The sequence below is a fragment of the Enterococcus sp. LJL90 genome, from assembly GCF_056924355.1.
The window spans coordinates 168734-180285 of sequence record NZ_JBXPBQ010000007.1; the positions used below are offsets into that span (position 1 = coordinate 168734).

11 protein-coding genes are annotated in these 11552 nt (G+C 41.5%); 3 read left to right on the forward strand and 8 right to left on the reverse strand.

The features are described 5' to 3' along the window. Positions 1-2 precede the first annotated feature (2 nt). From menH to menB, 5 genes are read right to left on the reverse strand one after another with little or no spacing between them, the layout of a single operon-like run. A complete protein-coding gene (gene menH, locus AC1Z3S_RS15105) occupies positions 3-827 on the reverse strand; it encodes a 2-succinyl-6-hydroxy-2,4-cyclohexadiene-1-carboxylate synthase (RefSeq protein WP_461741043.1) in 825 nt (274 codons plus the stop codon). Next, positions 811-2535, reverse strand: coding sequence for a 2-succinyl-5-enolpyruvyl-6-hydroxy-3-cyclohexene-1-carboxylic-acid synthase (gene menD, locus AC1Z3S_RS15110; protein WP_461741044.1), 1725 nt, complete (start codon positions 2533-2535; stop codon positions 811-813). Before menD ends, menH begins: the two co-directional genes overlap by 17 nt. Beyond that, entirely contained in the window at positions 2532-3878 is a 1347-nt protein-coding gene (locus AC1Z3S_RS15115; RefSeq protein ID WP_461741045.1) for an isochorismate synthase, read from the reverse strand. Before AC1Z3S_RS15115 ends, menD begins: the two co-directional genes overlap by 4 nt. After that, the gene (gene menE / locus AC1Z3S_RS15120; RefSeq protein ID WP_461741046.1) at positions 3856-5331 is read right to left on the reverse strand and encodes an o-succinylbenzoate--CoA ligase; all 1476 of its coding nucleotides are present in this window, start codon (positions 5329-5331) and stop codon (positions 3856-3858) included. Before menE ends, AC1Z3S_RS15115 begins: the two co-directional genes overlap by 23 nt. Further along, on the reverse strand, positions 5331-6146 hold the full coding sequence (gene menB, locus AC1Z3S_RS15125; protein ID WP_461741047.1) for a 1,4-dihydroxy-2-naphthoyl-CoA synthase: 816 nt from the start codon (positions 6144-6146) through the stop codon (positions 5331-5333). Before menB ends, menE begins: the two co-directional genes overlap by 1 nt. A gap of 217 nt (positions 6147-6363) precedes the next feature. Between menB and AC1Z3S_RS15130 the strand changes: the two genes are divergently transcribed. Together AC1Z3S_RS15130 and AC1Z3S_RS15135 are read left to right on the forward strand one after the other, a co-directional pair. Next, entirely contained in the window at positions 6364-6720 is a 357-nt protein-coding gene (locus AC1Z3S_RS15130) for a PaaI family thioesterase (protein ID WP_461741048.1), read from the forward strand. Positions 6721-6739: 19 nt separating this feature from the next. Beyond that, positions 6740-7456 carry a DUF554 domain-containing protein gene (locus tag AC1Z3S_RS15135; protein WP_461741049.1) on the forward strand — a complete coding sequence of 239 codons (717 nt, stop codon included), beginning with the start codon at positions 6740-6742 and terminating at the stop codon, positions 7454-7456. 71 nt (positions 7457-7527) lie between these two features. On the opposite strand, the gene AC1Z3S_RS15140 is transcribed toward AC1Z3S_RS15135, so the two are convergent. Beyond that, positions 7528-7881, reverse strand: a complete 354-nt coding sequence (locus AC1Z3S_RS15140; RefSeq protein ID WP_461741050.1) for a Spx/MgsR family RNA polymerase-binding regulatory protein — start codon at positions 7879-7881, stop codon at positions 7528-7530. Positions 7882-8126: 245 nt separating this feature from the next. Between AC1Z3S_RS15140 and AC1Z3S_RS15145 the strand changes: the two genes are divergently transcribed. Beyond that, positions 8127-8495 carry a YxeA family protein gene (locus tag AC1Z3S_RS15145; protein ID WP_461741051.1) on the forward strand — a complete coding sequence of 123 codons (369 nt, stop codon included), beginning with the start codon at positions 8127-8129 and terminating at the stop codon, positions 8493-8495. 59 nt (positions 8496-8554) lie between these two features. Here AC1Z3S_RS15145 and AC1Z3S_RS15150 read toward each other — a convergent pair whose 3' ends face one another. Together AC1Z3S_RS15150 and AC1Z3S_RS15155 are read right to left on the reverse strand one after the other, a co-directional pair. Continuing rightward, positions 8555-9760, reverse strand: a complete 1206-nt coding sequence (locus tag AC1Z3S_RS15150; RefSeq protein ID WP_461741052.1) for a class C sortase — start codon at positions 9758-9760, stop codon at positions 8555-8557. A gap of 222 nt (positions 9761-9982) precedes the next feature. Then, on the reverse strand, positions 9983-11551 hold the full coding sequence (locus tag AC1Z3S_RS15155) for a SpaH/EbpB family LPXTG-anchored major pilin (RefSeq protein ID WP_461741053.1): 1569 nt from the start codon (positions 11549-11551) through the stop codon (positions 9983-9985). Position 11552: the final 1 nt, after the last annotated feature.

An 11552-nucleotide genomic window follows, 5' to 3' on the forward strand; every position in this document is an offset into this window, starting at 1 on the left:
CTCTATTCCTTCTGGTCAGCTAACCACGACAAGACAGCTTGCTGAAATTTTTCCGGCTGCTCCAAATGAATACAATGCCCAGCAGCTGGAATCACTTGATAAGCGAAATTTTTGGCTTGTTGAGCCATTTGTAAGCCAATTTGACTAAATTTCAAATCCAATTGTCCCGCTAAAAACAAAATGGGTAAGTCGGCCTTTTTCAATGCCGGCCAATAACTGGCTTGGCTGCCAGTACCCATGAAAAGCAAGCTCATGGCAAGACCAAAAGGGGCTTGTCGCAGCCGTTCTTGTCTAACTGCCGCTTGAGTTTCCGGAGCTAAATTCTTTTGGGAAGCAAACAGCGGCAACTCCTGCCAAAAATCAACGAAATTTTCAATGCCGAATTGTTGCAGGCGGATTGCTAGCTTGCGGTCACTCTTTTTTCTGGCAATTCTCTCTGGTAATGTCTTTAATCCTGGCGAGGCATTTTCTAAAATAATTCCCAGTTTATTTTCAGGAAACGTCAAAGCCCATGCTAAAGCAACCCTTCCTCCCATGGAATAACCTAAAAGAAAATAAACTGGAATTGCCAATTCCTTCATTAAAGTCTCTAAATCACGAATCAAAGTTGGCAGCTGATAACGGTAAGGGTGTACATAGACAGCTGAACTGCCATGTCCGATTAAATCAATAGTTAAAAAATTTACCTTGTCACCAGTCTTCAGGCTTTGGTTAAAAGTCGCTGAAGTGCCGGTAAAACCATGGAGACAGACGACTGTTGGCCAAGACGCTTGATACGGTTTGAGCCAATGATAGGCATACTCAACACCCTTAATTGTCTTTTTCATTTGCAGCCACCATCTCGTGATAAGTTTTTAGAACTTTCTGCCAAAGCTGATAGCCCTCTGCTTGCTGACCTTGAACTTCAATCAGCTGTAATCCTCGCTGGCGACCCTTTTGAAGGGCCGCTTTAAATTCTGTAGCTGTAGCAACCGCTTGATAGCCGGCCTCGTAAAGGGCTGCGGCCTTTTTAAAATCCAGATTCAATGGTGTGCCAAAAAGAGCATCAAATTCAGTTGGCGGCAATTGATTTTGCGAAAGATGCGAAAAAATTCCGCCGCCATTATTATTCAATAAAATAATGGTCACTGACTGCTTAAGTTGACGCATCGCCTGCAAACCATTCATATCGTGGAACAATGCCAAGTCACCAATCAATAAATAAGTTTGTTTTGAATTGGTGGCAAGACCAGCAGTCGTTGAAACCAAACCATCAATTCCGTTGACACCCCGATTGCCATAAACTGTATATTTTTTCTCAGACACCTGACTAAAGCGGTCAAAATAGCGAATTGCATTGCTATTGGCGACTAGCAGCTGCTCTCCTTGTTCAAGTTGATTGGATAATTCTCTGGCCGCGTGGCTTTCGCTAAAAGCAGCGTTTAAAAAAGTCTGCTGTTGAGCTTTAACGGCTAGCTTCTCCCGCTGATAAAAAGCCTCAGACCATGCTTCATTTACTGTTTGAAGAGACAGCTTCAATACTGCATCACAAAATTCCCCAGCAGTCGCCGCTATCAACAAATTGGTCAACTGCAGCTGGTCTTTTTTCTCATGACTTTCATCTATGAAAAGCCAAGAAATATCTTCAGCAGCTAAGTTTTTTAAATAGAGCATTACGTTTTTCGTCACGGGTAAAGTGCCAAAGCGCAAAACAACCTCTGGTACAAATGTTGCTTCCAGCTGATCAAAAACTAGCTCAGCATGCTTCAAATATTGGCGGCTGATTTTTCCGCAATTACCTAAACTTGTCAGCGGGTCACCGACAATCGGCCATTGCAGTTTTTCTGCTAAAGCCAAGAGCTTTTGTGCCGTTTCAATCGATTGACTACCACCAACCACAATCAAGCCTTTTTTCTCAAAAAGTTTTTCAAAACTCGTGCCCGTTAATTCAAAATTTACAGAAGTCTTTTTAAAGACTTCTGTAGAAAACTGATTGACATCTAATTCAACTTCCACCGGTAACAGTGGTTCTCTTAGGGGTAGATTAATCTGGACTGGTCCTTTTGGTACTTCTTGAGCAACTAAACTATTGGTAAAACCTTGCCAATAACTATATCGTAGCAAATTGTCACCGGCTTCCGGAACATTCAACTCACTAAATTGTTTAACCTGGTTACCGTATAAATTTTGTTGATCCATGGCTTGCGGAGCCCCTACGTTTCTCAGTTCCGGCGGCCGGTCAGTAGTTAAAACCACTAAAGGCAGATTGCTGGCTTTAGCTTCACAAATTGCTGGATAATAATTAGCGGCCGCCGTTCCTGAAGTGCAAACTAAAGCAATCGCTTCACCGCTACTTTTTGCAAGACCGACGGCAAAAAATCCCGCCGACCGTTCGTCAACCAGAATATGCGTTTGAATTGTTGGATCTCGATACAATAAAAGAGCCAGCGGAGTTGAACGGGAGCCCGGACTAATCACAGCTTGAGTTACCCCGGCTTGTCTCAAGCCATGAATAAATGCTAATAAATAGCGGCTCATTACTTCTTGTTCCTTCATTTTCCACGAATCCCCCTTAACAGCGGCTGAAATTTATTCCACGTCTCTTGTCTTTCTTCCTCGGCCACCGATTTTGCGACAATCCCACAACCGGCATATAACAAGCCCTGTTTCCTAGTAAAAATTCCTGAACGAATCGCTACAGCGAACTCCCCTTCATCAGCGGCCAAACTTTGCCAACCGATTGGCGCACCATACAAGCCGCGTCCTGGCTTTTCATTTTTTTCCAGCCAGTCTAGCGCAAGAGTTTTTGGTTGTCCACCTAAAGCGGGAGTTGGATGCAGTTTTTTGACAGCCGCTAAAAAAGAAATCGATGCTTGCCGTTGCCCAGCTAAAGGCAAATAAATATGCTGCAGATCACGATTTTTTAAAATCTCTCGCTCGCCTAATTGTAAAGCTCCTTCGATTAAGTCTGCCAATTGTTCCTGAATACCCGCTACAACCAAGCCATGCTCGTGACTGTTCTTTGGATCAGCCAGCAGCTTTTGACCAAGCTGCCTATCGGTATTTGGATTTTTGTCTCTTGGAGCCGTTCCCGCAATACTTGCAGTGTAAAATTTTGTGGCATCTGCTTTTAACAAGCGTTCGGGAGTAGCTCCAACAAAAAAGTGCTCGCCTTTTTCGAGTAAAAATAAATAGGTATTCGGTTGTTCGGCTGCCAAATTTGCAACAATTTCAGCAGCGATAAACTCCTCAGAAGCTGTCACTGCTAACTGACGGGCGGCCACAATTTTTTGTAGAGCTGAGTCTTCACTGTTAATTTCTGCCACTGCGGTTTCAACCATCGACAACCATTGCGGTAATTGCAATTCTTGATAACTCACCGTATTTTCAAAGCTCGTCTTATCATTTTCAGCAGGCTTATTCGTTACAGACAAAAGTTCTTCCACTTGATTAGCCAGTTCTTTCAAAAGTTTTTCTGCAGTTTTTTTAACTGTTAAAGTTACAGTCAACTGATTATCCAGTTGCTGAAATAAAATCTGCGGCAAAACGAAATACCCGGCTTCCATACTGTTCCAAAAACTTTCCTTGCTGCCTTTTAAATCAAAAGGAAAGCCGCCAAATAAAATTGGCGCTGAACTCTGGTCATCAACTAGTTGAATCTGTTCGGTTAAAACCTTTTTAAAGGCTGTCACTTTTGCAAAATCTGTTTCGGTGATACTTAATACTGTGCCTAAGCCTAAAAAACTTTCCTTTAAATCTGCGGAGCGCCAAAAAAAGCGCGTCCCCTGATAGATTTCGGTCTTTGCTAAAAGCTCTAGCAAATCTATAGGCTGTTCAAGTGAATAAGACCAGCTAAGTAATGGTTCGCTTGGCGTCTTATAATTCCAATTGGTACTCAATGTAGTTCACTCTTTCCTCTGTCAAAAAAATTCTTTTTAAGGGTTTGCCGCTGCCGGTTTTGGGAATCTCTGAAACGACGAAAAAGGCGGCCGGTCTTTTAAAACGGGCTAAATCTTTTTCGATAAGTTTTTTTAAAACAGCTTCATCAAAATCTGGCGCGACTTTTAAATAGGCCACTGGCACTTGACCCCAACGGCAATCCGTTTGACCAACTACCGCAGCCTCTAAAATCTGCGGACTGCTTAAAAGCAGCGTTTCAATCTCTGCCGGATAAATATTTTCCCCACCAGAAATGATTAACTCACTTAGGCGACTCACCACAAATAAATAATTTTCCTCATCTAAATAACCCAAGTCGCCGGTATGAAACCAGCCTTGAGAATCCCAGCTGCTACTTGCCTGCTGTTTCAAGTAGCCCTCAACAACGCTAGCACCCTTCAGTAAAATTTCCCCGACAGCTTTGTTATCCTCGTTTGATAAAATTTTCAACTGGGTATCTCCGAGAGGCTTTCCGGCAGAGCCGCTTTTTCTAAAAGCTTCCTCTGGTGGCAGAGCAATCACTTGGGAACAGGTTTCAGTCATTCCATAGGATTGAATGACTGAAATTTTTTTAGCAGCCGCCTCTTGCAAAACTGTTGCCGTCACCGGTCCACCGCCTAATAAAAAGTAGCGAAAACTTTTAGGGAATCCTTCAACTGGTATTAATGGCAACAAATCAGTTAAGGTTTTTGTTACCACAGATGCCACAGTTCCTCGACCGTTTACAATATCGGTCGTCAATTCGGTTGGACTGAATTTAGGATAGAGCCTTAGACTATTTCCTAACACCAAGCTCCGCAGTAAAATGGATAAGCCGCTGATATGATACAACGGCAACGGACACAGCCAGCAATCATCAGCTGTTACCTGCATATTTTGGGCAGTCGCTTGGGCACTGGCAAAATGGTTTTTAAACCGCTGTGGTACGCCTTTAGGAAAACCAGTCGTCCCGGAAGTATACATAATAGAAGCAATTTGTTCTGGCTGATAATGAACTTTTGGCTCTTTTACAGAAGTTTCCTCTAGCGGATTTTGTTTAATCTCTGTTGCCAGAGGTATTGGCAACAGCTTGTCATGCTTCATTTTTAAAAATCCTGCAGGTTGACTTAATAAAACTTCTGCTTGACCGTCTGCCAATTGATAAGCCAGTTCACTTTTTGATAAACGGGTATTTAAAAATTGGATTTCTAAACCCATTTCCCACAAGGCCAGAATGGTAAAAATCATTTCCGGCGTATTTTCGGAAAAGAGGGCGACTCGTGTGACTCGATAATTTTGAAATTGTTTTTGGTACTCATTTTGATAGGCGGTCACTTCAGCAAGAAGCAGCTCAAAGGACCAGCTTTGTTTTTGCCAATACAAAGCCGGTGCTTGAGGATGTAAAGCCGCTTGTTTTTTTAACCAGCTAGTCATTATGGGAATTTAGGGAATTGGTCGAAGTCAGGTTCCCGTTTTTCTTTAAAGGCATCGCGGCCTTCCTGCGCCTCATCCATCGTGTAATACAATAAAGTCGCATCGCCGGCTAATTGTTGAATGCCGGCTAAGCCATCGGTATCAGCATTCATCGCCGCTTTAATCATACGCAACGCAATCGGACTCTTCTTCAACATTTCTTCAGCCCATTCCATCGTCACATCTTCCACTTCAGCTAAAGGCACGACCGTATTAATCCAATTCATCGCATAGGCTTCTTCGGCTGAATATTGTTTGGTCATAAACCAAACTTCCTTGGCCCGCTTATGACCAATCACTCGAGCTAAATAACCTGAGCCATAGCCGCCATCAAAGCTGCCGACATTCGGACCTGTCTGACCAAATTTAGCATTGTCTGCGGCAATCGTTAAATCACACACTAGTTGCAGCACATTGCCGCCGCCGATTGACCAGCCTTTGACCATTGCAATCACCGGTTTAGGAATCACTCGAATTAAACGTTGCAAATCTAAAACATTTAAGCGGGGAACCTGATCATCGCCGACATAACCGCCGGTGCCTCGAACTTTTTGGTCTCCGCCGGAACAAAAGGCTTGATCGCCAGCTCCGGTTAAGATGATAACACCGACGTCTTGTTTTTCCCGACTAATAGAAAAAGCATCCATCATTTCAAAAACCGTTTTAGGGGTAAAAGCATTGTGGCGCTCTGGACGATTAATTGTAATCTTTGCCACCTTGCCGTGTTGTTCAAATAAAATTTCATCGTATTCTTTAATTGTTTGCCACTCTCTCATTAAGAGACCTCCTCATATTAAAAAGCCTTGCCAGAATTTATCCGGCATAAGGTTACTCCAAGTCAGCATAACTCTGCTAGCATTTTAAACTAAGCAGCTGCTGTCACTGAAGTACAATCCTCAACAATTATACACAAAACTTCTTAAAAAAGAACCCGTTTTGTTTTTCAGAAATTAATTGCTATACTAGCTCTAGCAAAAGAAATGAGGAAGCCAAATGAACTTAATAGAACAGTTAGGAATCAAGGTTATAACCGCTAATCTTGATAAAGTTATTTTAGAAATGCCCATTACAGACCAAGTCATGCAGCCTTTTGGAGTAGTTCATGGCGGCATCAACGGCGTTTTAATTGAAACAGCTGCCGGTGTTGGTGCCAATCTAAGTTTGACTGAAGGCAAAGCTGCTCTCGGTGTTGACTTGCAGGTGAATCATTTAGCGACAGCCAAAAGCGGCAGTCTGATTGTCACCGCTACCCCAGACAAAATTGGCCGGCGTATTCAAGTTTGGCAAGGGGAAATTTTTAATGGTGAGAAAAAAACAGCAGTAGGCCGCTGTACAGTGATTGTGGCTTAAGTATTGAAGGAGTGATTAGGTGGCATCTGGTATTTTTATAAATGTCGCAAGTGTTTTTTTAGGTGGCCTGTGCGGCGGTTTTTTAGGTAATAAATTATCGGCTAATTTCAAACGGGAAATCACGATGATTTTCGGCGTGTGTTCTTTGACGATGGGTGTCAACGCCATTATTTTAATGGAGAATATGGCGGCGGTGATTTTTGCGGTGGTCTTGGGAACTTCTTTGGGGCTAGTGCTACACTTAGGTGAATGGATTAATAAAGGTGCCGGCTTGATGCAAAAACCGATTGCCAAATTAGTTTCAGCTGAGCATTTGGGAATGTCTCACGATGAGTTTTTAAGTCAGCTGGTAACCATCATCGTCTTATTTTGCGCCAGTGGAACGGGAATTTACGGTAGTCTTGATGCTGGTATGACCGGCGACAGTTCTGTTTTGATTGCCAAATCCATTCTGGATTTTTTTACAGCGGCAATTTTTGCCTGTAATCTTGGCTATGTGGTCTCTGTGATTGCTCTACCGCAATTTATTATTTTTATGACGCTATTTTTATTAGCCGGCATTATTTTCCCCTTGACTACCCCCACCATGATTAATGATTTCCGAGCCTGTGGCGGTGTTTTGATGTTGGCTACTGGTTTTCGCATGCTACGGTTGAAAATGTTTGCGACAGCAGACATGATCCCGGCAATGGCCCTCGTGATGCCCATTAGTTGGCTCTGGGAAACGATATTTTAAAAAAAGGCTGTCACAATTGCTCATACATTTAGTAGAGCAGCTGTGACAGCCGTTTTAAATTTGATTATGTTTTATTGAATCCCACAAAAGGCCTTGCAGCTAATTTCTTCAAAACCAATCAGCAATTGTTGACCTTTAACAATCAGAGGTCGTCTTAATAATCGGGGATTTTCAGCAAGCACCGCCGCTAAATCCTCGGTGCTCATCCCTTCATAGTCTAAATAAAGATTATCATGAATCTTTGTGTAAATTAAAAGTAAATCCTCCACACCGTTTTCCGTCAGCGCAATCAAGTCTTCTAATTCTTGAGACGTCAGGGGCTGTGAAAAAAAGTCCCGTTCCACATAAGGGATGTCGGCTTCACTTAATAAAGTTTTCACTTTGCGACAGGGATTACAGGTTGGTTTGGTATATAAAGTAATCATAATTGACCTCTTTCTTGTTATTGAATGCATCATGACATTCAAGGGCTTTTTTTGCAACATTTTTGACTAATTTTTTATAAAAATTTCACAGAATTTCTGTTTTTCAGAGAGCCGTGTCAGCTCATTACTGTTTTTTAATTAACCTTACAAGGAACTTACAAAACTGTTATTTTTATCTAGGACTAAAGTTTGATTTCTAGAGAACTCTTTTGCGTTATGATAGCTGTGTTGAAAGGATGAGTGCTATGAAAAAAATTATAATCGGAGTTCTAGCTTTTCTTGCTATTATTTTAGCTGTTGGTTTTGGTGCCAAATACGCCATGGATAAATTTTGGGAAACGAATTATGGCGGTCCAAGTTATTATACAAAGATTACCGGCGATGCCGTGAATACTGGTGTGGAAAGCGGCTCAACTTTTTTTGAATACGACCAAGTTTCCTACGATGAAAACGGTGTTGAAGAAAACGTCCACTTAAAGGAATATCGTGACAGCCCGTTAAGAATCGGTGCCTATTTGAAAATGGTAGTCAATGATGAAAAAGGCGTCACCTCTTGGGAGGAAGTTCAAGAAAGTGATTTACCTAGCGCCGTCGCTGATAAATTAGTAGAATAGAAAAAAAGAGCGGTCCATGCTCACCAGCGGAATCCTCCGCTGACAAGCATGGATCGTTTTTATTTGCTATTTAATTTAATGATTACAGGCTCAACATCATTTTTAATGAAATAAAATCTTTTTTTGGAGAAAAGGGCAAAATCAGTTCCTTGAGCTTTTTTTATCTTAGCAATCAGCGGTTGATTCCCATCGGCTCCTTTAAGCAAATAAGTACCACCTTTAACGTCTTCAATGAGGAAAGTTCCTGTCTCATCGGTTTGAGCGCTGATTGCAACCCCCTCCCGGGTAATTGGATGCTTACCATTTTTGGTATACACTTCAAATCTTGCATTGGCAATTGGTTTTTCATCACCAGTTAATAAAACAAAATGAAGACGATATTTGCGGCCGCTCACTATAAGATTTCGCAGCCACTTGTAAAAAAGATAGGTAGCTAATAGCGCAACCAGTACTGCTCCTCCAAGAACTGCCGCAATTTTCAGCCAGCGTTGTGTGCTGCCACTAGCAACCGCTTGATCATCACGTTCAGGAACATAGTCTACTCGATGCCCCCGCTCCAACAAGCGATGGTCATTAATCATATAAGGAGTACAGGTTAGCAGAGTAACCAAATCCTCTCCTTCAACAATCTGCAAGTCGGCAGTTTCTGTCGGCTCAACTACCTTGGTCTGATCGACTTCATAGGCGTGGGTCTCGCCATTTATTTCAATATAAAAGACATCTCCAATTGCCAATTCCGGCAAATTCGTAAATAATTCTGCCTCCGGCAAGCCCCGGTGACCCGCAATTACGGTATGGGTTGAAGGTCCCCCAATCGGAAAAGAAGTTCCATTGACAAGGGTCGTCCCTTTTTCCAACAATAAATCATTGGTAGTATCAAAAAGCGGCAGTTCCAGATTTAAACTAGGAATTTTTAAGACAGCAATCGTATGCTCTTGAAAATAGTTGGAATCAACATTAGTCGGAGTTTGACTATCACCTTCTGACCAAGGATCTCCTCCAATTTGGCTGCCGGTTTCGGCCAATTCTTGATTGCTGGCTGACATTTCGGCTTGTGCCTTTTCAATAGCTGCTTGATTTTCCTGATTGGCCTGCTCTTGATAATAATTTATCAGCTGTTGATCTAATAAATTATTTAAAGAATCACTGACAAACGGATAGGCGAGGGAAATTAAACCAACTGCTAAAAGAAGCATCATCAAAATATCTAGGAAAATTCGCTTTTGTCTTTCCTTCTTAAAAGAGGGCTGCTTTTTTTCCGCCATCTCCTCGCCTCCTTTGTTAATCTTCTCAAGTCAAAATTAAACATAAAAAGTAAATCTAGTTTTTAAACTATTTTATATTTTACGGTATAACCACCCTGAGTGACTTGAATTCTTAACACGAATGTTCTGTCCCACAGTAAAAATCCATCGTATTTCAATTTATGAAATCAATCTCTGTAAAAATTTTTTTTACTGTTAGTGTTTTTTCAACAGAGCATAAGTTTAGGCTTCAAACTTGCGACGGCCTTTCGTAAAGTAAAAGGCTCCACCAGCAATCGCGATAACGCCAACTGCTAGGAATAAATAAATACCGCTACCACCAGTTGATGGCAAAATACCTTTAGGTGTGTTGGCAATTTCCATAATTTGGCCAGCATCCGTGTAACTATTTTCTACAATTTTAAAATTGACAGCATCTTTTGCTAACGCATAGCCTTCTGGTGCAACTGTTTCTTGAATTTTATACTCACCGTATTTCAGACCTTTGATAACTAAGCTGCTATTATCTGTACTTGTTGAGACTAAAGTTGTCGCTTCAGCAAGCGTATCTTTCCAATCAGTCAAGAGATATTCGCCATTAGTTAAAGTAAAGACACCGTATTGACCAGCGTCATTTGTCACTACAAAGGAAGCATCAGCTAAAGATTTGCCTGTTTGAGAATCAACTTTGTGGAATTTATAGCCACCGGTTTCGACAACAATTTCTCCACCAGGTGTTAGAGGTGTGTTGGGTACAACTGTATTGTCAAAGCTAACGTATGCTGTATTGTTGATAGTCAGGTCCGGCACGATTGAGCTATCAATTTGCATTTGATAGCTGATAACTAAAGTTTTTCCAGCCAAAGCTTGAATCGCCGCAGAATCTTTATTGTTAAATTCGATATAGAAGCCATTTTCAAAACCATCTTGATGCAAAGTCTGATAATTTTCTGGTAAGTTAGCTGCCAATTGATCTCTGGCATAAATTGTATAATCTGTGCCTTCAGTTAAACCAGCAATCTCCAAGCTTTTTTCAACATACTTTAGACCTTCTGTGGGTACATCAATCACATCAAAACGATCCTTTAGTTCGACATCCGCCGGTACATTAACGGTGATACTGTAATTAATTTTACTGGTACCATCAACGCTATAATGATTTCCTTGACCGTCGACAGCCGTTAAATTACTTGGATCAATTTCTTTTTTATCAGTAGCCACAATATTTTTGGGATATAAATGAATATCATAGTTAATCGCTGTATTGCTATCGTTTTGATAAACAGGCATTGAAACAACTAACGGAACTGATTTGACGGTAACCGTTGGTGAATTGGGTGTCTTTGTTTCTAAAATTAAATACACTTTATCTCGCCCTGTGTCATCCTTCAATGCTAAACTGTTGAAGGTGGTTGTTCCTTCACCAGCAGTCACCTGCGGAGCGCCTACTACTTTATCTGTAGTGGCATAAGTAGCAGACTTGTCTTCCAAAGTTTGAATAGCGGTTTTTTCCTTATTTTTTGAATCCGTTGTGCTATCAGCCAGCAAGCTATAATAATCGGCTGTCACATCATAGACAGTAAATTCGGCACCGTTTAACGGTGTGCTGTTGGCAAATTCCATAAGACCACCAGTGTTTTGAACTGACTCTTGTTGACTGCTGTATTGTAATTTGTGCAAGGTGATATTTGCGGTGCCGTCAGCCTCATCAGCCTTCACAACCGAACCATTACTAAATGCTAAAAACACTGTAAAAAATGCTGTCAATAAACTAATTACTGCTAATTTTTTTCCCTGAATGCTGTTTTTCATA